Source organism: Sphingomonas sp., assembly GCF_036731925.1.
GTDB lineage: Bacteria > Pseudomonadota > Alphaproteobacteria > Sphingomonadales > Sphingomonadaceae > Sphingomonas.
The window spans coordinates 660235-682728 of record NZ_DAINDJ010000002.1 but is presented as its reverse complement, the minus strand read 5'-3'; the positions used below and the strand labels follow the sequence as shown (position 1 = coordinate 682728).

26 protein-coding genes are annotated in these 22494 nt (G+C 68.0%); 17 read left to right on the top strand and 9 right to left on the bottom strand.

Annotated features, from left to right (window positions below):
* Positions 1-61 precede the first annotated feature (61 nt).
* Complete coding sequence (locus V7E00_RS12685) at positions 62-676, top strand: outer membrane protein (RefSeq protein WP_333573005.1); 615 nt, start codon at positions 62-64, stop codon at positions 674-676.
* A gap of 130 nt (positions 677-806) precedes the next feature.
* Positions 807-1712: a glutathione-dependent disulfide-bond oxidoreductase gene (gene yghU / locus V7E00_RS12680; protein WP_333573004.1), complete on the top strand. Its 906-nt coding sequence runs from the start codon at positions 807-809 to the stop codon at positions 1710-1712.
* Positions 1713-1721: 9 nt separating this feature from the next.
* Here the strand turns inward: yghU and V7E00_RS12675 are convergent, their stop codons facing one another.
* Entirely contained in the window at positions 1722-2222 is a 501-nt protein-coding gene (locus tag V7E00_RS12675; RefSeq protein ID WP_333573003.1) for a hypothetical protein, read from the bottom strand.
* Positions 2223-2349: 127 nt separating this feature from the next.
* Between V7E00_RS12675 and topA the strand changes: the two genes are divergently transcribed.
* From topA to V7E00_RS12620, 11 genes are all read left to right on the top strand, one after another.
* Entirely contained in the window at positions 2350-4947 is a 2598-nt protein-coding gene (gene topA / locus V7E00_RS12670) for a type I DNA topoisomerase (protein ID WP_333573002.1), read from the top strand.
* A gap of 178 nt (positions 4948-5125) precedes the next feature.
* Positions 5126-5890, top strand: a complete 765-nt coding sequence (locus tag V7E00_RS12665) for an exonuclease domain-containing protein (RefSeq protein ID WP_333573001.1) — start codon at positions 5126-5128, stop codon at positions 5888-5890.
* Positions 5891-6111: 221 nt separating this feature from the next.
* A complete protein-coding gene (locus V7E00_RS12660; RefSeq protein ID WP_333573000.1) occupies positions 6112-6564 on the top strand; it encodes a YbgC/FadM family acyl-CoA thioesterase in 453 nt (150 codons plus the stop codon).
* A gap of 6 nt (positions 6565-6570) precedes the next feature.
* Positions 6571-7257: a protein TolQ gene (tolQ, locus tag V7E00_RS12655; RefSeq protein ID WP_333572999.1), complete on the top strand. Its 687-nt coding sequence runs from the start codon at positions 6571-6573 to the stop codon at positions 7255-7257.
* A 4-nt stretch (positions 7258-7261) separates the two neighbouring features.
* Entirely contained in the window at positions 7262-7702 is a 441-nt protein-coding gene (gene tolR / locus V7E00_RS12650) for a protein TolR (protein WP_333572998.1), read from the top strand.
* Between the two features lie 13 nt (positions 7703-7715).
* Positions 7716-8648 (top strand): cell envelope biogenesis protein TolA, encoded by a 933-nt coding sequence (locus tag V7E00_RS12645; RefSeq protein ID WP_333572997.1) that lies wholly within the window; start codon positions 7716-7718, stop codon positions 8646-8648.
* 10 nt (positions 8649-8658) lie between these two features.
* The gene (gene tolB, locus V7E00_RS12640) at positions 8659-10044 is read left to right on the top strand and encodes a Tol-Pal system beta propeller repeat protein TolB (RefSeq protein ID WP_333572996.1); all 1386 of its coding nucleotides are present in this window, start codon (positions 8659-8661) and stop codon (positions 10042-10044) included.
* A 66-nt stretch (positions 10045-10110) separates the two neighbouring features.
* Positions 10111-10626: a peptidoglycan-associated lipoprotein Pal gene (pal, locus tag V7E00_RS12635; protein ID WP_333572995.1), complete on the top strand. Its 516-nt coding sequence runs from the start codon at positions 10111-10113 to the stop codon at positions 10624-10626.
* A 130-nt stretch (positions 10627-10756) separates the two neighbouring features.
* Positions 10757-11662, top strand: coding sequence for an SPFH domain-containing protein (locus V7E00_RS12630; protein WP_333572994.1), 906 nt, complete (start codon positions 10757-10759; stop codon positions 11660-11662).
* Between the two features lie 9 nt (positions 11663-11671).
* Positions 11672-11890, top strand: a complete 219-nt coding sequence (locus V7E00_RS12625; protein ID WP_333572993.1) for a toxin-antitoxin system HicB family antitoxin — start codon at positions 11672-11674, stop codon at positions 11888-11890.
* Positions 11887-12135 carry a hypothetical protein gene (locus V7E00_RS12620; protein ID WP_333572992.1) on the top strand — a complete coding sequence of 83 codons (249 nt, stop codon included), beginning with the start codon at positions 11887-11889 and terminating at the stop codon, positions 12133-12135. Before V7E00_RS12625 ends, V7E00_RS12620 begins: the two co-directional genes overlap by 4 nt.
* 3 nt (positions 12136-12138) lie before the next feature.
* Here V7E00_RS12620 and V7E00_RS12615 read toward each other — a convergent pair whose 3' ends face one another.
* Positions 12139-12582, bottom strand: a complete 444-nt coding sequence (locus V7E00_RS12615) for a hypothetical protein (RefSeq protein WP_333572991.1) — start codon at positions 12580-12582, stop codon at positions 12139-12141.
* 164 nt (positions 12583-12746) lie between these two features.
* On the opposite strand from V7E00_RS12615, the gene ruvA reads away from it, so the two are divergent.
* Positions 12747-13343 (top strand): Holliday junction branch migration protein RuvA, encoded by a 597-nt coding sequence (ruvA, locus tag V7E00_RS12610; protein ID WP_333572990.1) that lies wholly within the window; start codon positions 12747-12749, stop codon positions 13341-13343.
* Positions 13344-13351: 8 nt separating this feature from the next.
* Positions 13352-13909, top strand: coding sequence for a DUF4337 domain-containing protein (locus tag V7E00_RS12605; RefSeq protein ID WP_333572989.1), 558 nt, complete (start codon positions 13352-13354; stop codon positions 13907-13909).
* A 14-nt stretch (positions 13910-13923) separates the two neighbouring features.
* On the opposite strand, the gene V7E00_RS12600 is transcribed toward V7E00_RS12605, so the two are convergent.
* Positions 13924-14814, bottom strand: coding sequence for a 2-hydroxyacid dehydrogenase (locus tag V7E00_RS12600; protein WP_333572988.1), 891 nt, complete (start codon positions 14812-14814; stop codon positions 13924-13926).
* Between the two features lie 89 nt (positions 14815-14903).
* On the opposite strand from V7E00_RS12600, the gene ruvB reads away from it, so the two are divergent.
* The gene (gene ruvB, locus V7E00_RS12595) at positions 14904-15926 is read left to right on the top strand and encodes a Holliday junction branch migration DNA helicase RuvB (RefSeq protein WP_084583095.1); all 1023 of its coding nucleotides are present in this window, start codon (positions 14904-14906) and stop codon (positions 15924-15926) included.
* Positions 15927-15998: 72 nt separating this feature from the next.
* Here the strand turns inward: ruvB and thiL are convergent, their stop codons facing one another.
* From thiL to hisG, 4 genes are read right to left on the bottom strand one after another with little or no spacing between them, the layout of a single operon-like run.
* Complete coding sequence (gene thiL / locus V7E00_RS12590; RefSeq protein WP_333572987.1) at positions 15999-16901, bottom strand: thiamine-phosphate kinase; 903 nt, start codon at positions 16899-16901, stop codon at positions 15999-16001.
* Positions 16902-16929: 28 nt separating this feature from the next.
* Positions 16930-17391 (bottom strand): transcription antitermination factor NusB, encoded by a 462-nt coding sequence (gene nusB, locus V7E00_RS12585; RefSeq protein ID WP_333572986.1) that lies wholly within the window; start codon positions 17389-17391, stop codon positions 16930-16932.
* Positions 17392-17403: 12 nt separating this feature from the next.
* Positions 17404-18690, bottom strand: a complete 1287-nt coding sequence (gene hisD / locus V7E00_RS12580; protein ID WP_333572985.1) for a histidinol dehydrogenase — start codon at positions 18688-18690, stop codon at positions 17404-17406.
* On the bottom strand, positions 18687-19337 hold the full coding sequence (hisG, locus tag V7E00_RS12575; RefSeq protein ID WP_294330668.1) for an ATP phosphoribosyltransferase: 651 nt from the start codon (positions 19335-19337) through the stop codon (positions 18687-18689). Before hisG ends, hisD begins: the two co-directional genes overlap by 4 nt.
* A 61-nt stretch (positions 19338-19398) precedes the next feature.
* On the opposite strand from hisG, the gene V7E00_RS12570 reads away from it, so the two are divergent.
* Complete coding sequence (locus tag V7E00_RS12570; protein ID WP_333572984.1) at positions 19399-20478, top strand: DUF2332 domain-containing protein; 1080 nt, start codon at positions 19399-19401, stop codon at positions 20476-20478.
* On the opposite strand, the gene V7E00_RS12565 is transcribed toward V7E00_RS12570, so the two are convergent.
* Complete coding sequence (locus V7E00_RS12565) at positions 20475-21377, bottom strand: alpha/beta fold hydrolase (protein ID WP_333572983.1); 903 nt, start codon at positions 21375-21377, stop codon at positions 20475-20477. The two genes, V7E00_RS12570 and V7E00_RS12565, sit on opposite strands and share 4 nt — an antisense overlap.
* A 101-nt stretch (positions 21378-21478) precedes the next feature.
* A complete protein-coding gene (locus V7E00_RS12560; RefSeq protein WP_333572982.1) occupies positions 21479-22378 on the bottom strand; it encodes a pirin family protein in 900 nt (299 codons plus the stop codon).
* Positions 22379-22494: the final 116 nt, after the last annotated feature.

Genomic DNA, 22494 nt, shown 5'->3' with positions numbered 1-22494 from the left:
CTTTGCCCGTTGGCGGGTTACCGCGGTTGGAAAAACCCTCCAATCCAAGGGATGTACTCGTATGCGTTCAGCGTTCATCGTCGCCATCGCGGCACTCGGCTTCACCGCCACGGCGGCCCAGGCTCAGGAAACCACCAGCAGCAACGGCACCAGCTTCCGCGGCATCCGCATTGAAGCCAATGCTGGTGGCGATCGCTTCCAGTCGCAGGGCAACCATAACGACAAGTTCGGCTATGGCGGCACCATTGGGTTCGACGGCCAGATCGGCGATCGCATCGTGATCGGCGCCGAGGGCAGCTACTGGCGCGCCAATGAGTGGAACGAGAATTGCTCGGGCGGGGCTCAGGGCGGTTCCGTGTGCCACAAGTCGTTCGACGAATATGGCGCGGCGGTGCGCGCCGGCGTGCTCGCCACCCCGCAGCTGCTGATCTTCGCCAAGGGCGGCTATGTCAGCAACGAGCAGCGCAAGCGCTTCGACGCGCCGGTGGGCCAGACTTCGTACTACGACCACTTCCGCACCGATGGCTACCAGGTCGGCGGCGGCGTCGAATATTCCTTCACCGGTGAAGATGCCCGCATGCCGCTGTATGCGAACGTCCAGTATGTCCGTTCGCAGTATAACGACCACACCGCGCGTCAGCGCGTGATGGCCGGCGTGGGCCTGCGCTTCAAGTAAGCGTCGCACAGCCGAGCAAAGGGCCGGGCGTGGCAATGGCTGCGCCCGGCCCTTTGTCGTGCGCGGGCCTGGCAACTGGCAGGCTGCGTCCTACATGCGCCCGGCAAGACCCTCCCGAGGAGACACCACTATGGCCGACGCCCCCGATCCCGCGAACAACCTTCCCGCCGGCTATGTGCCGCCCCAGGTGTGGGAATGGGCGCCTGGCAATGGCGGCCAGTTCGCCAACATCAACCGGCCGGTCTCGGGCGCTACGCACGACAAGGAACTGCCGGTCGGCAAGCACCCGATCCAGCTCTACTCGCTCGGCACGCCCAACGGCCAGAAGGTGACGATCCTGCTCGAGGAACTGCTCGCCGCAGGCCATGCCGGTGCCGAGTACGACGCGTGGAAGATCAATATCGGCGAGGGCGACCAGTTCGGCAGCGGCTTCGTCGCGATCAACCCGAACTCGAAGATCCCGGCCATGGTCGACCGGTCGATCACGCCTGCGCTGCCGATCTTCGAGAGCGGCGCGATGATGATCCACCTCGCGGAGAAGTTCGGCGCGTTCCTGCCGACCGATACGGCAAAGCGCGCGCAGACGCTCAGCTGGCTCATGTGGCAGATGGGCTCGGCGCCCTTCCTGGGCGGCGGCTTCGGCCATTTCTTCGCCTATGCGCCGATCAAGATCCAGTACGCGATCGACCGCTACGCGATGGAGGCCAAGCGGCAGCTCCACGTGCTCGACACGCATCTGGCGGGCAACCGCTACATGGTCGGCGACGCGTACACGATCGCCGACATGGCGATCTTCCCCTGGTACGGCGCAGTGGTGCGCGGCGAGACCTATGCCGGGGCGGACGTGTTCCTGAACGCTTCGGACTATCCGAACCTGCTGCGCTGGGCCGCGGAGATCGCCGGGCGCGAGCCTGTCCAGCGCGGGCGCCTGGTCAATCGCGGCACCGGCCCCGAGGACCAGCGGGTGCCCGAGCGGCATGACGCCAGGGACATCGACGTGGTGCTGGATCGCATCCGCGCCGCCCAGCCGGCCTGATCCCCGCCGTCAGCGGCAGCCCTTGTCGGCCGAGGCGGCGTTGCACAGCGTCGCCCGGTCGAGCTCCGCCTTTGCCCAGGCCACCTGCTCGGCTGTGGGCACCGAACGGAACGCGACCTGCAGGATGTAGAGCTTGCCGCTGGCCGGCACGACCCGCTGGAACATCGTTTCCGGCTTGCCGGTGTTGGGATTGCGCGGGCAGTCGATCCGGATGTCGACGCCGCGTTTCCCTGCGGTCGGCGCGGACGCCACCGCACCCGTGCAGGATTGCTGCCAGCGTTCGGCCATGCGGGTGCTGAACAGCGCGGGATCCACGGCTCCGGGGAAGGTGATGCGGGTGAGCATGCGGCTCCACGCCTCCACAGTCTCCCCCTTGGCAACGCGTTCCTCGATCTCGGCACCATCGGGCGTCGATTGTTGGTAGGCCGTGGCGAAGCCGTCCGCCATCGGCCAGACCAGCTTCTCGTCAGCCTGCAGGGCAACCATCGCGATCAGTGCCAGCGCGTGCATTTCCATTCCCCCTCATCCTGCCGCGCGTGGTAGCAGCCTTGACGCGGCGGCGAAACCGGCCGCTTGACGCACCGCAGCGCCACCCCCCACCTTACACGCGTACACGTAGGGATCGATCGAACACCTCATGCAGCTTGTCATCGTCGAGTCGCCCGCCAAGGCGAAAACCATCGAGAAGTATCTCGGCAAGGACTATCGCGTCCTGGCCAGCTACGGCCATGTCCGCGACCTTCCCGCCCGGGACGGGTCGGTGAACCCTGACGAATCGTTCGCGATGGAATGGGAGACCTATGCCGACAAGTCGAAGCAGCTGAAGGCGATCGCCGACGAGGCCAAGAAGGCCGATCGACTGATCCTCGCGACCGACCCTGATCGCGAAGGCGAGGCGATCAGCTGGCACGTGCAGGAAGTGCTGCGCAACAAGAAGGCGCTCCCCAAGGAGGTCGAGCGCGTCACCTTCAACGCGATCACCAAGCCCGCGATCCTCGAGGCGATGCAGCGCCCGCGCGAGCTGGATACCGACCTGATCGACGCCTATCGCGCCCGCCGCGCACTGGACTATCTCGTCGGCTTCACGCTTTCTCCGGTGCTGTGGCGCAAGCTGCCCGGCGCCAAGTCGGCGGGCCGCGTCCAGTCGGTGGCGCTGCGGCTGATCGTGGGGCGCGAGCGCGAGATCGAAAGCTTCGTCGCGCAGGAATATTGGTCGGTTATCGCCGAGATGGAATCGGACGGCACGCCGTTCCAGGCACGCCTCGTCAAGTGGAAGGGCGAGAAGATCGACCGGCTGTCGATCGGCGACCAGGGCAGTGCCGAAGCCGCCAAGAAGGCGGTCGAGGAAGGCCGCTTCACCGTCGTCGCGGTCGAGACCAAGCCGGCGATGCGCAATCCGCCGCCGCCGTTCACGACGTCCACGCTGCAGCAGGAAGCCGCGCGCAAGCTCGGCTTCTCGGCCAGCCACACCATGCGGATCGCGCAGGCGCTCTACGAGGACGGCGCGATCACGTACATGCGTACCGACGGCGTCCAGATGGACCCGTCGGCGATCCAGGCCGCACGCAAGGCGGTGGCCGATCGCTATGACGGCTCGTACGTGCCGGACAAGCCGCGCCAGTACCAGACCAAGGCGAAGAACGCCCAGGAAGCGCACGAAGCGATCCGCCCGACCGATTTCAGCAAGGATCGCGCCGGCTCGGGCGACCATGCCAAGCTGTACGACCTGATCTGGAAGCGCGCGCTCGCCAGCCAGATGGCCTCGGCCCGCATGGAGCGCACCACCGTCGATCTGGCGGACGGCACCGGCCAGCACGGGCTTCGCGCCACCGGCCAGGTGGTGCTCTTCCCCGGCTATCTCGCGCTCTACGAAGAGGGCAAGGACGACGAGGGCGACGAGGACAGCCGTCGCCTGCCGCGCATGTCCGAAGGCGCCTCGCCGGCGAAGAAGGCTGTCAACGCCGAGCAGCACTTCACCCAGCCGCCGCCGCGCTTCTCCGAAGCCTCGCTGGTCAAGCGGCTGGAGGAACTCGGCATCGGCCGGCCTTCGACCTATGCCTCGATCATCCAGGTGCTCAAGGACCGCGCCTATGTGCGGGTGGAGAAGAACCGCTTCTTCGCCGAGGAGAGCGGCCGCCTGTTGACGGCGTTCCTCGAGCGCTTCTTCGAGAAGTACGTCTCGTTCGACTTCACCGCCGAGCTGGAAGAGGAACTGGACGACGTCTCCGGCGGCCGCGCGGCGTGGCAGGCTGTGCTGGAAGCCTTCTGGCGCGACTTCAAGCCGCGCACCACCGAGGTGATGGAGCAGAAGCCCTCCGACATCACTGCGGCGCTCGACCAGTTCCTGGAGCCCTATCTGTTCCCCGCCAAGGCGGACGGCAGCGATCCGCGGCTGTGCCCGAATTGCGGCGTCGGCAAGCTGGCGCTGCGCGGCGGCCGGTTCGGGGCGTTTGTCGCCTGCTCCAACTACCCCGAGTGCAAATATACCCGCCGCTTCGGCCAGCCGGGCGGCGAGGGGTCTGAGGACACCGGGCCGGAAGTGTTGGGTCAGGACCCCGAGACGGGGCTCAATGTCGAGCGCAAGTCGGGGCGGTTCGGGCCGTATATCCAGCTCGGCGAGGGCAAGGATGCGGCGCGCGCCTCGATCCCGAAGGACGTCGATCTCGATTTGGAATGGGCGCTCAAGCTGCTCAAGCTGCCGCGCACCATCGGCAACCATCCGGAGACGGGCAACCCGATCACCGCCTCGATCGGCCGCTACGGGCCGTATCTGGCGCATGACGGCAAGTACGCCCGGCTCCAGTCGACCGCCGAGGTGTTCGAGACCGGCATGAACGCGGCGGTGGTCAAGCTGGCGGAAGCGACGGCAGGCGGTGGTCGCCCGGCGCGCGGGGCGGCACGCGAGCCGCTCAAGGTGTTCGGGAAGCATCCGCGCACCGAGGCCGAGATCAAGCTGATGGAAGGTCGCTACGGCGCCTACCTCACCGATGGCGAGACCAACGCGACGCTGCCCAAGACGATCGACAAGGACGCGCTGACCCTTGAGGAAGCCGCCCAGCTGATCGACGCCAAGGCGGCGATGGGGCCTGCGAAGGGCAAGGCCAAGAAGAAGGCACCGGCGAAGAAGGCTGCGGCGAAGAAGCCTGCGGCCAAGGCTGGGGCGGGCGAGAAGGCCAGCGCGGCCAAGAAGCCTGCGGCGAAGAAGGCGCCGGCGAAGAAGAAGACGGCGGAGTAAGGCCCCCTTTCAAGCCCCTCCTCCTTCGAGGAGGGGTTTGGGGGTGGAGGGGTTCCAGAACACAGGTTGGTCTCTGCGAGACACAGCCCCACCCCAACCCCTCCCCTGAAGAGGAGGGGCTACGAGCGTCCCACGCTTTCGGCTGGCATTTCGCCCCAAAACCCCCCACATCGCGGCCATGGCTCCGCCACCTCCCTCGATCATCCGCGTCATCGACCTAGAGACCACCGGCGACAAGCCGCCCCTGCACGCCGTGTGCGAGATCGGCTGGCAGGACGTGGCGCTGGGCGCCGACGGCCGCTGGGAGTTGCAGGGGGAGGGGGGCAATCGCCTCGTCAACCCCGGTCGTGGCATCCCGCCGTTAACCATGGCGATCCATCACATTCGCGACGAGGACGTGGCCGACGCGCCCTATTGGCACGACGTCGCCCGTCCGATCCTCGATCCCTGGCCGCGCCGGGTGGCACTCGCTGCGCACCGGGCGACCTTCGAGGAGCAGTTCTGCACGCCCGCGCTCACCCGCGGCGCCGACTGGATCTGTACCTGGAAGTGCGCGATGCGGCTGTGGCCGGACAGTCCGGGTTTCTCCAACCAGATGCTCCGTTACTGGCGCCGCCCCGAGGGGATGGAGCACGAACGCGGCCTGCCCGCGCACCGCGCCTTCCCCGATGCCTATGTGACCGCCTTCCATCTGCGTGACATGCTCAACGAAGCGAGCGTCGCGCAGCTGATCGAATGGTCCAGCCAGCCCGGCCTGCTGCCGCGCGTCCGCTACGGCCCGGATCGCGGGAAGGAATGGAGCGAGATTTCCGAAGATTCGCTAGAGGGCTTCCTCACCGATCGCGACGAGGATGTGCGGTTTACCGCCGAGACCGAGCTGTCGCGGCGGCGCGGTGGCGCGCCGGTGGGGCGCGGCGGTTCCACGCAGCGGCTGTTGTTCTGACCTCTCTCAAGCCCCTCCCCTCCAGGGGAGGGGTTGGGGTGGGGCTGTGTCTCACCGAGACCAACAGGCGTTCTGGAATCCCTCCACCTCCACCCCCAACCCCTCCTCCAAGGAGGAGGGGCTTAGGAATGGCTGCTCTTGACCGAGAACTCCTTCCACCCCACCAAAGGTTAGCCCCTTTGGGGTTCCGCTAGGGCAGCGCCTCCGCTAGAGGCCAATCCATGACCAGCAGCGACCAAGCCCCTGCCGGCCGGTTCGACGGCCGCGAGCATCGCTTTGCGCTGCGCGTCTATTTCGAGGACACCGATCTCACCGGTGTCGTCTATCACGCCAATTACCTGCGCTACCTGGAGCGCGCCCGATCGGACATGCTGGATTGCGCAGGGATCGACCAGCGCGCCGTGTTCGAGGCGGGCGGCGGGGCCTATGCGGTAGCCGGGCTCGACATCCGCTACCGCGCGCCGGCGAAACTCGGCGACACGCTGGTGGTTGTCAGCAGACTGACCCGATTGCGCGCCGCCGCCGTCGATATTCAGCAAAGAGTCATGCGGAACGAAACCATAGTCGCCGAAGCGACCGTCGAGGTGGCGTTCGTCGCCCCGGGCGGTCGTCCGCGGCGGCAGCCGGCCGAGTGGCTGGCCGCGTTCGAACCGCTCGTGTGGAAGGAGAGTTAAGCGTCCATGCCGTCCGTCTCAACCGGTGCCGTCCTGTCGCCGATCCATCTGTTCCTGGAAGCCGACATCGTCGTGAAGCTGGTCATGATCGGCCTGCTGCTCGCCAGCCTGTGGACCTGGACGATCATTATCGGCTTCGCGCTGAAGGTCAGCGGCCTGCGCAAGGAAATGCAGCGCTTCGAGACCGAATATCGCGAAGCCGATGACTTCGACGAGTTCCACCGCCGCGCCGCCGGCCGCGACCAGCCGATCGCGCGCGTGTTCGCCGCCGGCGTGAGCGAATGGCGCCGCTCGACCGCGGGCAAGACGATTGACCGCGAAGGCACGCGCGAGCGCCTCGCCACCGCGATGGGCGCGACGGTCGCGATGGAGATCGACCGGCTTTCGGACCGCCTGAACTTCCTCGCCACGGTGGGATCGGTAGCACCCTTCGTCGGCCTGTTCGGCACCGTTTGGGGCATCATGCGCAGCTTCACCGGCATCGCCGCGGCGCAGAGCTCGTCGCTCGCGGTCGTGGCGCCGGGCATCGCGGAAGCGCTGTTCGCCACCGCAATCGGCCTGTTCGCCGCCATCCCGGCGGTGATCGCGTACAACCGCTACAGCCACGCCGTGAACCGCGTCGAGGCGCGGCTGAACCGCTTCGCCGACGGCTTCCACGCGACGCTCAGCCGCCGCCTGGAGATGGAGGGCTAAGCCGATGGGCATGCACCTCCCCTCCGGCAAGGGCCGCGGTCGCCGTACGCCGATGGCCGAGATCAACGTCACACCGCTGGTCGACGTGATGCTGGTGCTGCTGATCATCTTCATGGTCACCGCGCCGCTGCTGACCGCCGGCGTGCAGGTGAACCTGCCCGAAAGCCGCGCCAAGGCGCTCGACCAGGAGCAGAAGCCCGTCCAGATCTCGATCGACGACAAGGGCCAGGTGTTCCTCGACAACGACGCGGTGAGTGATGCCGAGCTGCCTGCTAAGCTCGAAGCGATTGCCGCCAAGAAGGGCCCCGACGGCAAGCCTGCCGCCATCTATTTGCGCGGTGACACTGCGCTCGGCTATGGCAAGGTGATGCGGGTAATGGGCGAGCTCAACCAGGCCGGGCTCAACAAGGTGTCGCTGCTCACCGAACCGAGCGACCAGCGCTGAGGTGAGCGAGACCATGGACCGTAGCGAGCGAGTCGGGCTCGGCGTTTCGATCGTGGCGCATGCCGCGGTGTTCGCCGCGCTGACGCTCAGCTTCCTGAAGACACCGCCGCAGGAAGCGCCCAAGGCGATTCCGATCGAGATTTCGCTCGCTGACAAGGTGGGGCTGGAAAGCAGCGCGCCGGTGCCGAGCCAGGAGGAACTGGCCGCCAAGAAGTCGCCCGTAGAGGCGCCTGTGGAACCCGAGGCAGCGCCGCCGCCGTCCCCGGAGCCGCAGCCGCAGCCCAAGCCGCAACCCGCGCCGCCGCAGCCCCAGCCGGCCCCGCAGCCCAAGCCCCAGCCGCCGCAGCCCAAGCCTGCGCCGGCGGAGAAGCCGCAGCCCAAGCCGAAGCCGGCGCCTGCCGAAAAGCCGCAGCCGGCCAAGGCCGCGCAGCCTGCCAAGCCCGCGCCGCCCTCCAAGGCGGCTCCTGCCAAACCCAGCAACGCGCCGTCGCAGAGCGCGGCAACCGGCAGTGCGCGCCGGCCGGTGAAGCCGACCGGCAATCTCGCGGGGCTGGACCTCGGCCGATCGAACAACAAGACCAACAGCACCGCACTGCAGAACCCCGGCAGCAAGGCTTCTGCGGAGGAGGTGGCAAGCTTCCGCGGGGCGATTGCTCGGCAGATCCAGCCTTGCGCCAATCGCCAGGTCACTCCCGGCCCGGGTGCCGAGCGGATTCGCGTGCTGCTGCGCGTGAACTTCAACCCGGATGGTTCGCTGGCGGGCGATCCGGACATTACCGGCGTACAGGGGAACGATGCGACCAATGGTCGGTATGTGGAGCGGGTGAAGGATCTGGCGATCGCCACCTTCAAGGGCTGCACGCCGATCCGTGGGCTGCCCGCCAATCTCTACGCCGTGCCGAGTGGCTGGAAGAGCCTGGCGTTCAGCTACAAGCTGCCTGGATGAGGATGAAGCGATGAAATTCAAGTTTGCGGCCCTTGCGACGGTCTGCCTCGCGACTGCGGCCCATGCCCAGACCACCCCGCCGCCGATCGCCAACAGCCCGGAGGCGCAGGCCCAGGCTGGCCAGCAGGGTGGGGCGCAGCCGGTGATCGACATCGTCGGCGGCATCTCCGCGCCGATGCCGATCGCGATCCCCACTATGCCGACTTCGGCAGTGGTGGATACGCCCGCCGGCTCCACCGACGTGCTGGGCCAGAAGCTCGCCGACATCATCACCAACGATCTGCGCGGCTCGGGCCTGTTCACCCCCGTGCCGCCGGCGCAGCTGCGTACCGTCGCCTTCCCCGAAGTGACCGCGCCCGCCTATGACTATTGGGGCGGCACTGGCGCACAGTCGCTGGTGCAGGGCTATGTCCGCGCCAATTCGAACGGCACGCTGACGGTCGGCTGCTACCTGTACGACGTGTCGTCGAAGGTCGAGCTGATCCGTCAGGGCTTCGTCGTGTCGCCGGGCGACTGGCGCCGTGCGGGGCACAAATGTGCCGACGCGATCTATGCGCGCCTCACCGGCGAAGGGCCCTATTTCGACACGCAGGTCGTCTACATCGCCGAGAGTGGGCCCAAGAACCGTCGGCGCAAGCAGCTGGCGATCATGGATCAGGATGGTGCCAACCACCGCTTCCTCACCAACGGCCAGTCGATCGTGCTGACGCCGCGGCTGAGCCCCAGGCTCGACGCAATCCTGTACATGAGCTTCGAGCGGGATCGGCCGTCGATCCACATCTACGATCTCAATTCGCGGCAGGACCGCACGCTGGTTTCCAACGTCGCGCTCAACTTTGCGCCGCACTGGTCGCCCGATGCGCGCTGGGTGCTGTTCTCGATGTCGGTGGGCAGCAATACCGACCTGTACCGTGTGCCGGCGAGCGGGGGCACGCCCCAGCGCCTGACCAATTCGCCCGGCATCGACACCGGCGGCAGCTATTCGCCGGACGGATCGAAGATCGTGTTTGAAAGCGATCGCGGCGGCACCCAGCAGCTCTACGTGATGAACGCGGACGGCTCCAACCAGCACCGCATCAGCTTCGGCGGCGGACGCTATGCGGCGCCGGCGTGGAGCCCGCGCGGCGACCAGATCGCCTTCACCCGCATGGGTGGCGGCGCGTTCCGCATCGGCGTGATGAACCCCTCGGGCGGCGGCGAGCAGCTGCTCACCAACAGCTGGGGCGACGAAGGGCCGAGCTGGGCCCCCAACGGCCGCGTCATCATCTTCTTCCGTTCGGCCCAGGGCTCGGGCCGGCCGGACCTGTGGACGGTGGACCTTACCGGCCGCGCGACGCGAAAAGTGCCGACGCCGCTCGATGGTTCGGATCCAAATTGGGGCGCCGTGCGTCCCTGATACCGAGTAGAAACCGTAGCGTAACGATTGCGCGCCATGCGCAACACCAGTCACAAGGAGGATTTCATGACCAAGCTCGTCCCCAGCCTGATGCTCGGCGTTGCGCTCGTCGCCACCGCAGCGTGCTCGAAGAAGCCGCCGAAGGAGCTTCCGCCGGCGCCGACCGAGACTCCGACGGCGCCGAGCCAGCCATACGGCAATGGCGAGACCACGCAGGCGACTCCGCTCTCCGAGCAGTTCCGCCGCGAAGTGACGAGCGACACGATCCACTTCGGGCTCGACCAGTATGACGTCGATCAGGAGTCGCGTGCGGTTCTCGACAGCCAGGCCAAGTGGCTGGTCGCGCACCCCAACGTCCGCATCACCCTGGAAGGGCATTGCGACGAGCGCGGCACCCGCGAATACAATCTGGCGCTCGGCGACCGCCGCGCCAATGCCGCGAAGAACTATCTGGCGGCGCAGGGCGTCTCGGCCGATCGCATCACCACGATCAGCTACGGCAAGGAACGCCCGGTCGCGACCGGCTCGGACGAAGCGAGCTGGGCGCAGAACCGCCGCGCGGTGACGCTCGTCCTCAACTGAGGACAGGCGCAGCGCCAGGGAAATCGGCCGCCGGGGCAGACGCTCCGGCGGCCTTTTTCATGCCCGCCGATTCCGCTTGTCGCTTTCCCGGATTCGATATAAATATGATATCATAATTCAGGAGGGAAAGATGACGGACGTACGGAGCACCGCACCCGCATTGCGCCAGAGCAGCGAATCGGTGGCGCACACCACCAGCGGCTATGGCATGTTGCTCGTCGCGGCGGCGGCGCTGGTCGCAGGCGGGCTGGCGGGGACGCAGATCGACCGGCTGCCGGACTGGATGGTTGTCGCCGGGATCGTGCTGGCGGCGCTCGTCTTTCTGTTCGTGCTGTCCGGCTTCTACCTGCTCCAGCCTAACCAGGCGGCGGCGATCCTGCTGTTCGGCGACTATCGTGGCACCGATCGCACCACGGGCCTGCGCTGGTCCTGGCCCTGGCTGATCAAGACCAAGGTCTCCGTCCGCGCCAACAACATGATCTCGGACAAGATCAAGGTGAACGACCTGCGCGGCAACCCGATCGAGATGGCGGCGCAGGTAGTGTGGCGCGTGACCGACACCGCCCAGGCGCTGTTCGACGTCGACGACTACAAGGCATTCGTGAACGTCCAGATTGAGGCGGCCGTGCGCACCATCGGCTCGCGCTACCCCTATGACGATTTCGAGCATCAGGAAGTGACGCTGCGGGGCAATCACGACCAAGTGGGCGGCGAGCTGCGCGCCGAACTGATCGCGCGGCTGGCGGTGGCGGGCATCACCGTCGACGAATGCGGCTTCACGCATCTTGCCTATGCGCAGGAGATTGCGGGCGCGATGCTGCGCCGGCAGCAGGCGCAGGCCGTGGTGGCGGCGCGCAAGGCGCTGGTGGAGGGCGCGGTGGGCATGGTGGAGATGGCGCTCGACCAGCTTTCGGCCAAGAACGTCGTCGAGCTGGACGACGAGCGGCGCGCGGCAATGGTCTCGAACCTGATGGTGGTGCTGTGCGGCGAACGCGACACCCAGCCGGTGGTGAATGCTGGCTCGCTCTACCAGTAAGGCCGTATCGTGAGCGTACCCCCGCAGAAGAAGGCGTTTCCGCTCCGTCTCGATCCGGCGCTTCATGCTGCGATCGAGCGGAGCGCGGCGGCCGATCTGCGCAGCATCAACGCGCAGGTGGAATGCCTGCTGCGCGAGGCGCTGGCCCGGCGCGGCGTGAAGCTCGCCGATCCGGTGCGGCCGAAACGGGGGCGTCCGCCCAGGACTTCGCAAGGAGATGACGAATGACCGAGGATCGCATCCGCCCGAGCTATTGGTTCAAGCCACGAATGTTCGGCTATGGCGCCACGCCGGTGACCTGGCAGGGATGGGCGCTGACGATCGGCTATGCAGTGGCTGTCGTCCTGCTGGCCAACCATCTTGGCCGTACACACCCGTTGTACCTCTGGCTGCTGCTGCCAATGACGCTCGCGCTGCTCTGGGTCAGCTGGGCGAAGACCGACGGCGGCTGGCGCTGGCGCTGGGGTCGCTGATCCCTACGCCGCGCAAGTCAGGGCAGGCCCGTCGCCATCGTCATTGGCCGGGCAACGCCGCTGCGGCCGCGCGCGCCGGCTGCGCGGAAGGCGCCGGGCGAAGCGCGCCGTCAGCCAGAGGCGGAGCCCCCGGATGCGTAGCGTCGTGAACACGGCGGTTGCCGTCACCGCCGCATCCAGCAGGGTGCCCAGTTCCAGCATGCTCGCGCCGGCGAGCACGTCCGGGGCCACCATGCTCAGGAACAGCCGGCCCTCGGCTTCCATCAGCCACAGGATGGCGGCGGCGCCGGCAAGCAGCAGCAGGATCAGCAGCACGTCTCCGCGCGACCATCGGTTCAGCCAGCGGGCAGGGGCTTCGACCAGTGCCGCGCGCAACCGGCGCCCGACCGGAGTATCGCCCGCGACCAGCAGTGCCAGCCACAGCAGAAACAAAGCGCCCTGAATCATCTTGCCGCCCCCAATCTTGCGGCAGGAATGGGGGATCGGATCGCGGATTGCCAGCCCGCCACGGAAAAATGGCTTTCTCCGCTTGCCTGTTCCGCTTATGTACCGGCCATGTTGCTGCCCGCCCGCATCGCGTCGCATAGCCCCGCTTCTCCGGATTCCCGCCGATGATCGCGCATCTTCGCGGTGCGCTGGCGTCGAGCGGCGCCGATCACGCGGTGATCGACGTGAACGGCGTCGGCTATCTTGTCGGCGCCTCGGCCAAGACGCTCGACAAGCTGGGCGCGGTGGGCGAGCAGGTCACCATCCACACCGAAATGCTGGTCAGCGAAGATTCGATCCGGCTGATGGGCTTCGCCACCGCCGACGAGCGCGACTGGTTCAAGCTGCTGACCAGCGTGCAGGGTGTGGGCGCCAAGGTCGCGTTGGCGATCCTGTCGATCCTGGCGCCGCAAGAACTGCGCACCGCCGTCGCCCGTGCGGATGCCGCCACGATCGCGCGGGCCAATGGCGTCGGGCCGAAGCTGGCCCAGCGCATCGTCAACGAGCTGAAGGACAAGGCGGGCGGCCTGGCACTGGGCGGCGTGGGCGCAGCGGCGGCCCCCAGCGGCGGGGCTGCGGCCGATGCCGTGTCGGCGATGCTCAACCTCGGCTTCAAGCCGGCAGAGGCCGGCGCGGCGGTGAACGCCGCCAGCGACGAACTCGGCCCCGCGGCGACGCTCGACGCGCTGGTCCGCCTCGCGCTGCGCAAGGCGGCGAAGTAGGGGACTCCATGGAAATCGAAGTCTCCGCCGAGGCCAAGGACAAGCGCCTCAACCGCCGCGTCGCGATTACCGTCGTCCTTCTCTCGGTCGCCACGGGCCTGTGCAACATCAAGGACGGCAATATCGTCCAGGCAATGCAGCAGGCGCAGTCCAGCTCGGTTGACCTCTGGAACGAATATCAGGCGACAAAGACCAAGCAGCACCTCGCCGAAACCAGCCGCGTGCAGATCGCCGCCGTCGCGAGCGATCCGGTTCGGGTCGCGCCGGTCCTGAAGGCGCTGGATGGCGACATCGCCAAATACAAGGTCGAGGCGCCGAAGCTGGCCGAACAAGCCAAGGCGCAGGCAGCCTTGTATGACGCGCTGAACGTGCATGACGACCAGTTCGATGCCAGCGACGCGGCGATCGCCACCGCCATCTCGGTCGCAGCGGTCTCTGCGCTGGCGGAGAGCAGCTGGCTGCTGGCGGTCGCCTGGGTGTTCGGCGCATTCGGGCTGTTCATGGGGCTGTGCGGCTTTGCCGGCTGGAGCTTTCACCCGGACGTGCTGAGCACGCTGCTGGGATGACGCGCGGCGTGCGCCTAGAGCAGCGGCGTCGGCAGATCCTCGCCGGCGAAGTGCGCGTGGAGATTGGCCAGCACCAGCGCCGCCATCGCCGCGCGGGTCTCCACCGTGGCGCTGCCCTGATGGGGCGCGAGCACTACCTGCTCCATGCTGCGAAGCGCTTGCGGAACCTGCGGTTCCTCGGCGAACACGTCGAGGCCGGCGCCGAGGATCGTGCCCGCCTGCAGCGCCGCAATCAGCGCCGCTTCGTCGACCAGGCTGCCGCGCGCGACATTGACGAGCACGCCGTCCGGTCCGAGCCTGGCAAGCACCTCGGCATCGACGATCTTCTCGGTCGCAGCGCCGCCCGGCGCGGCGAGGATCAGCACGTCACTCGCCTCGGCCAGCGCGGCGATGTCGGGCAGATAGCGCCATTCCACCGGTTTCTCGCTGCGGGCGGTGTAGAGCAGTTCGCCCGCGAACGGTGCGGCCCGTTCGGCGATGGCGGTGCCGATCTTGCCCAGCCCGAAGATGCCGATGCGGCGACCGCTGGCGCGCCGGCCGAGCGGCGCCTTCCAGCCGCCGCTGCGCACTGTAGCGTCATTGGCCGCGACACGGCGGAACACCGCCAGCATCAGCGCGATGGCGAGGTCCGCGACATCCTCGGTCAGCACGTCGGGCGTGGTCGTCACCCGCACGCCGCGCGCCCGCAGCGCATCGAGGTCGAGCCCGTCATAGCCCACGCCATTGATCGCGACGATCTCGAGCGCAGGCAGGGAATCGAGCATCGCCGCATCCAGCCGCATCTGGCCCCCGCCGACGATCGCGCGGGTTGTGGCCGGCGGTTCGCCCTCGTGCAGCGTGAAGCGGGTGGCCAATTCGGCGCGGAGCGCGTCCGAGATGGCGGTGGCGAGATACAGATCGACCATGTCCGGCCAGATGCGCCTTCGTTCGCTGCTTTGCCAGTACCTCCCATCGACCGGCGCACGCGCGGCGGCTACAGCGTGATTGCCTTGCCATGACCGACACCGATCGCCTCCTCACCGCCGGCCGCCGCGCCGAAGACGTCGATGCCGCGCTGCGCCCGAAATCGCTCGACGAATTCGTCGGCCAGAAGGCTGCGCGCGAGAATCTGCGGGTGTTCATCGATGCTGCCAAGGCGCGCGGCGACGCGCTGGACCATGTGCTGTTCTTCGGCCCGCCGGGGCTGGGCAAGACCACGCTGGCCCAGATCATCGCGCGCGAAATGGGGGTGGGGTTCCGCTCCACCTCGGGGCCGGTGATCGTCAAGTCGGGCGACCTGGCGGCACTGCTCACCAATCTCGAGGACGGCGACGTGCTGTTCATCGACGAGATCCACCGCTTGAATCCCGCGGTGGAAGAGGTGCTGTACCCCGCGATGGAAGACCGCGCGCTCGACCTGATGATCGGCGAAGGCCCCTCGGCGCGCAGCGTGCGGATCGATCTCCCGCGCTTCACGCTGGTCGGCGCGACGACTCGGCAGGGACTGCTGACGACGCCGCTGCGCGATCGCTTCGGCATCCCGGTGCGGCTGCAATTCTACACCGTGGACGAACTCGAGCGGGTGGTGACGCGCGCGGCAGGGCTACTCGGCCTGGACATCGCAGCCGATGGGGCGCGCGAAGTGGCGCGGCGCTCGCGCGGCACGCCGCGCATCGCCGGGCGGCTGCTGCGCCGGGTGCGCGATTTCGCCAATGTGTTCGGCGAGGCGGTGGTGCATGCCAAGGTGGCCGATGCGGCGCTCAACCGGCTGGAGGTGGACGGGCTGGGGCTCGACGCGATGGACCGGCGCTATCTGATGATGATCGCCGACGTCTATCGCGGCGGCCCGGTGGGCGTGGAGACGCTGGCCGCCGGACTCAGCGAGCCGCGCGACACGGTCGAGGAAGTGATCGAACCCTATCTGATCCAGCTCGGCCTGATCGCGCGGACGGCGCGCGGGCGATGCCTGAACGGGCCGGGATGGAAGCATCTCGGGCTCAACCCGCCGGCAGGGTCGCAGGACGGGCTGTTCGACTGACGCGTTTTCTGGCTGTTTGATTGCCGCATTTTCCGAGCCGTTGACTGTGTAAACGGCCAAGTTGAAAATGCTCTAGGCGCCGTGTTCAAACCCCAGCCGGCCCGGCAGCGGCAGGGGGACGCCGGCGTCGTGCAGCGCCAGGCCTTCGCCGTCGCCGAAGGATCCAAGACACGTCGCCGCGAGCGGCAGCGGCAGCCCGGGGGGCGCGGCGAAGAGCAGCTCGTAATCGTCCCCTGCGGTGGCGGCGGCAAGGCGCGCCTCGCGGTCGCGTCCTCGAAAGGCCTGATAGTCCGCCGAAAGGGGCAGGGCGGCGAGGTCGATCGTTGCTGCAAGACCACTGGCTGCGGCCATGCGGGACGCATCGATCAGCAGGCCGTCGGACACGTCCATCATTGCATGCACACCGGGGGCGAGCGCCTGCCCCTCGGCCAGCCGCGGCGTCGGGCGGCGATAGCGGGCGAGCAGCGCTGCCGGCCCCTCGCCGGACTGGGCCACTGCGAGGCCAGCGCCGCCGTCGCCGATCGTGCCGGTGACGTAGAGCAGGTCGCCCGGCTGCGCGCCGCTGCGGGCGGGGGCACGCGGCGAGCGGCCGAGCGCCGTGAGCGACAGCGTTCGTGGTGTGCCGGCCGGCGCCTTCACCGTGTCGCCGCCGATGAGGGGGCAGGCGAACGCGGTCAGCGCCGCCTCCAGCCCCGCCAGAAACGCGCCATCCCACGCGTCATCGCCTGCGAGCGGGTAGCCGAGCAGCACGCCCTCCGGCACCGCGCCCTTGGCCGCCAAATCGGAGAGGTTCACGGCGAGCAGCTTCCAGGCGACATCCTCCGCCGGATCGTCCGGCAGATAATGCACACCCTCCACCAGCACGTCATGGGTGACGACCAGATCGCCGAGCACGGCGGCGTCGTCGCGCAACCCGCGCGCCCCGGGGTGGAGCGGCAGGTGGCGCAGATATGCGAGGAACGCGGCTTCGTTCATCCCGCCCGGCACGGGGCAGGCGGGCGCATCAGGCGCGCGCGTCCTTGGCGATCGCGTCGAGGATTCCGTTCACAAACCCCTTTTCACGGCGATCGTAAAAGGCGTCGGTCACATCCAGATATTCGCTGATGACGGCCGCGGTCGGCACATCGGGGCGGGCGAGCAGCTCATAGGTGCCGGCGCGCAGGATCTGGCGCATCGGCTTGTCGAGTCGCTCCAGCGTCCAGCCGGTGCTCAGCTTGCCCGCGATGATGCCGTCGATTTCCTCGCGCCGCGCATCGGCGCCGCTGACGATGTCATCGAAGAAGGCGATGTCGGCGTCCGCATATTCGACGTCTTCGATGATCGCGCCGAGCCGATGCTGGTGGAACTCGTGGAGCAGCGCGGGGATCGAGGTGCCCTCCATCTCGCGCTGATACAGCGCCTGGACGGCACCAAGGCGCGCGGCGGCGCGGGCCTTGGAACGGGATCTTGCTTGGGGACTTGCCATAATCTTACTCTATCACTTTAGACGGATCGCCACCGACCTTGCGTGCGCGGGCAGGCCTTCGGCTTCTGCGAGCGCAACGGCAGCGGGGCCGATCGCGGCGAGCCCGGACGGATCCAGGCTCAGGAACGAGGTACGCTTCATGAAATCGAGCACCGACAGGCCCGATGCGAAGCGCGCCCGCCGCCCGGTGGGCAGCACATGGTTGGGGCCGGCGACATAATCGCCGACAGCTTCCGGCGTGTAGCGGCCGAGGAAGACCGAGCCCGCGTGGCGGACCATGTCGAACAGCGGCTCGGCATCGTCGCAGGCGAGTTCGAGATGCTCGGGGGCGAGGCGATCGACCAGCGGCATCGCGGTGGGCAGGTCCGGCACCAGGACGATCGCGCCGTTCGCGTCCCAGCTAGTGCGCGCGGTGGCACCCGTCGCCAGCGTGGCGATCTGCGCGTCGACGGCGGCCGCGACCCGGTCGGCGAAGGCAGCGTCGTCGGTGAACAGGATCGACTGGCTTGTGGGATCGTGCTCGGCCTGGCTGAGCAGGTCGGCGGCGATCCAGTCGGGATCGTTCTTGCCGTCCGCCACCACTACGATCTCGGACGGACCGGCGACCATGTCGATGCCGACCACGCCATAGAGCTGACGCTTGGCCTCGGCCACCCAGGCATTGCCCGGGCCGGTGACGACGTCGACCGGAGCAATCGTGTCGGTGCCATAGGCCAGCGCGGCGATCGCCTGTGCGCCGCCGACGCGGTACAGCTCGTCCACGCCCGCCACATGCGCGGCTGCCAGGACCAGCGGGTTCACTTCGCCGTTCGGGGTCGGCGTGACCATCACCAGCCTTCGCACGCCGGCCGCCTTGGCGGGGATGGCGTTCATCAGCACCGAACTGGGATAGGCCGCACGGCCGCCCGGAACATAGACGCCCGCCGCATCGACCGGCGTCCAGCGAGCGCCGAGGCGGATGCCCTGCGCGTCGGTCTCGTCGCGGTCCTCGGGGCGCTGCTTGGAATGGTACGCTGCGATCCGCTCGGCAGCGAGCTCGAGTGCAGCGCGCAACTCCGGGGTGAGCCCCTCATAGGCGGCGAGGCAATCGGCGCGGTCGATCGTCCAGCCCGAGGCGGCAAGGTCGTGCTTGTCGAACAGGCGGGTGAGGTCGCGCAGCGCGACATCGCCCTCGTCGCGGACGCGCTTGATGATGTGGGTCACGTTGCGCGCGACATCGTCATCGGCTTCGCGCCGGGCGTTGACCAGCGCGGTGAAGGCGTCGGCGAAACCGGCATCGGTGGCGTTCAGGCGGATCATGCGACGGCCTTCCGGAAGCCGTCGACCAGCGGCACGACTTCGCTGGCGCGCGTCTTGAACGCGGCGCGGTTGACGATCAGGCGGCTGGTCACCTGCGCGATCACTTCCACTTCCACCAGTCCGTTCTCCTGGAGCGTGCGGCCCGAGGAGACGAGGTCGACGATGCGCGGGGCGAGGCCCAGCACGGGCGCCAGCTCCATCGCGCCGTTCAGCTTCACGCACTCGGCCTGCACGCCGCGCGCCTCGAAATGGGCGCGGGTGATGTGCGGATATTTGGTCGCGACGCGAACATGGCTCCAGCCGCGCGGATCGTCCTGTTCGGCCAGCGCCACCGGCTCGGCAACCGAGATGCGGCAATGGCCGATGCCCAGGTCCACCGGGGCGTAGAGCTCCGAATAGTCGAACTCGGCCAGCACGTCGGAGCCGACAATGCCCAGATGCGCGGCGCCATGCGCGACGAAGGTCGCCACGTCGAAGGCGCGCACCCGGATCAGGTCGATCGCGGGGTTGTTGGTCGCGAAACGCAGCGCGCGTGAGTTCTTATCGGAAAAGGCGGCTTCGGGCACGATGCCGACGGCTGCCAGCAACGGCAGCGCCTCTTCGAGAATCCGGCCTTTCGGCACGGCAAGGATCAACGGCTCGGTCATGGGTGCGGGGGCTTTACTTGGGGGGCGCCATGGGCGCAACAGGCGCCAAAGGGAGATGCGCATGGCAACCGAAGCCGAGAACCGCAAGAGTTTTGCCGTCCAGGCCGGCTATTGCGAGGCGATGGACGCGCCGATCACCGCGCGCATCTGTACCGCACTGGGGCAGGGCATCACCCGCGCCAGCGAAACCGGGCGGCGGGTGCTCGACTGGCCCGGCGAGCCGATTGCCGATGCGCTGGTGTTGCGGCTCATCAGCGGGCTGCACGCGCTCCACCGGCGCGGGGTGCCGGAACTGCGCCGCATCTTCGCAGGCGAGGAAACCGATCTCGGGCGGATTGCCGCGACTCTGGATGCCGTGCTGTGCGCCTATGACCTGCCGCTGATGCCGTGGCTCTACGGCCCGCCCCAGACCAACGAGGCGGCGCGGTCTAACGGATTGATGACCGGCCTGCTGCACCTGGCGGAGCGCTACGGCCCGCGCTTCGAACTGCTCGAGATCGGATCGAGCGCCGGCCTGAACCTGATGATCGGCCGCTATCGCTTCGATCTGGGCGGGGTGGGTGTCGGGCCGGCCGAGTCGCCGCTCTCCCTGCGGCCGGAATGGCGCGGAAGCCCGCCACCTGCGGCCGAGGTCGAGATCGTTGCGGCGCGCGGCGTGGATATCGCCCCGCTCGACCTGACCGACGACCGCGATGCCGATCGGCTCCAGGCCTATGTCTGGATCGATGCAGTCGAGCGGCAGGCGCGGCTGGAGACGGCGATCGCGATGTTTCGCGCCGCACCGGCGCGTCTGGACCGCGGCGACGCTGCAGACTGGCTCCAGGCGCGCCTCGCAGAGCCGCAGCCGGTGGGCGTCACGCGCGTTCTGATGCACTCCGTCGTCTGGCAGTATCTGCGGCACGAGGCGCAAGCGCGCATTGCCGACATGATGGCGGCAGCAGGCTCCGCCGCGACGCCTGAACGCCCGCTGGGCTGGGTGATGATGGAGCCCAATCGCGACCTTGCGGCGCAGGAGGTGCGCGTGCGCGGTTGGCCGGGCGATACGCCAATGGAACTGGTCGCGCGCACCCACGCCCACGGCGCCTGGGTGAAGGGTCTGGCGCGGCCCTACGACACGCGCCCCTATGTGATGCGGGCCTAGTTCGCCCCGCGCCGCTCCAGCCATTCCATCAAGGCGGCGGTCACCTCCTCGGGCTTCTCCCATGGCACGAAATGGCCGCCGTCGCGGACCTGGGCCAGCGTGTAATCGGGGATCAGCGTCTCCAGCCCATCCAGCAGGCAAGGCAGCAGGCCCCGATCGCGCATGCCCCAGATTACCAGCGTTGGCTGGGGCTGGAGCGGGAACGGGCCATCTATCCAGGCCGGGCGGGGCGGATCCTCGTCGACGGCCGGCACCACGATCTGGGTGGCCCGGTACCAGTTGAGCATCGCGGTGAGCGCGCCCGGCTGGCTCCATTGATCGAGGTAGATCGCCTTTTCCTCCGGCGTCACCGTCACCTGCAGATGCTCGCCGAACAGCGACAGCAGGAACTGTTCGAGCCCTGTCTTGTCCGGCGCGCGGTCGAGTTCGGTCTCGCGAAAGAAGCGGATATACTGGCTCGCGCGGCGCTGGCCGGGATCGTCGAACAGCTTGCGCTGGAAGACCTGCGGGTGCGGGGCGTTGAGGATCACCAGCCGGGCGACGCGCTTGGGCTCGCGCAGCGCTGCCATCCAGGCGATCGCGCCTCCCCAGTCATGGCCGACCAGGGTGAAGCGATCGATGTCCAACGCATCGGCCATCGCGAACAGGTCCGCGGCGATCTTGTCGGCGGCGTAGCTTTCCACCCCGTCCGGCTTGGACGAGCCTGCATAGCCGCGCTGATCCGGGGCGATCACGAAATAACGTTCGGCCAGCACCGGGATCTGGTGCCGCCAGGTGCGATGCGATTCGGGGAAGCCGTGGAGCAGGATCACCGGTGGATTGGCAGGATTTCCGGCCAGTGCGACATTCAGGGTAACGCCCGTTGCCAGGGGTAAGGTCGTCTGTCGGATTGCGGTCACTCGGCTCTCCCTGTCTCCGGACAACGCCGCCCCAGCGCTGCCCGGCCTTTGCCCAGGCTCTAAATGCGCCGGATGCGCAAAAGCCGCAAGCCAAGGAAAACTTAGGGGTAACTAACCGTCTTAGGTACTTCAGGGATCGGAATGAATTCCTTGTCGTCGTTCGGAACCTTGGGGAAAGCGCCGGCCTTCCAGTCTTCCTTGGCCTGATTGATCCGGTCGCGGCTGGAGCTGACGAAATTCCACCACACATGGCGCGGCGTGGCGAACGCCTCGCCCCCGCAGAACATCACCCGTGCCCCGCGTTCGGACCGCAGCGTGGCGCGCACGCCCGGGCGCAGCAGATACAGCGTCATCGGCACCAGCGGCATGCCGTCGAGGCTCGCCTCCCCCGTCGCGACATAGAGCGCGCGCTCGTCCGCCGCGGCATCGATGGGCAAGCTGGCACCGCCCTCCAGCGCGATGTCGCCATAGATGGTCTGCGCATAGGTGGTGGTCGGCGCCGAGACGCCCCACAGCTCGCCCATGATCACCCGTGCGCGGGCGCCGTGCGCCTCGACGATCGGCAGGTCGGCGGCGGCAACATGCTCGAAGGCGGGATCCATCTCTTCCAGTGCCTCGGGCAGTGCGAGCCAGGTCTGGATGCCGGAAAGCTCGGGGCCCTTGGCGCGCTCGGCCGAAGGCGAGCGTTCCGAGTGGACGATGCCGTGGCCCGCGGTCATCAGGTTCACTGCGCCGGGTTCGATCGTGGCGAACGTGCCCAGCGAATCGCGATGGTCGATCGCGCCGGCGAACAGATAGGTGACGGTGGCGAGATTGATGTGCGGATGCGGCCGGACGTCGATGCCGGTGCCCACGTCGAGGATGGCGGGGCCCATCTGGTCGAAGAAGATGAAAGGGCCCACCATGGTCCGCGGCCGCGAGGGGAGGGTGCGATGCACCTTGAAGCCGCCCAGGTCGTGCGTGGTCGGCTCGATCGTCTGGATCACCAGGTCGTCGCGCATCGTTGATCTCCGTTTCTGCTGGTAGCGGGATAGCCGCTCGCGGCCGGCGCGCCCAGCCAAACCAGGGGATAGGATCGTCAACGCAGCGTTTCCGGCGGCCCGGGACAGTCTGTTAC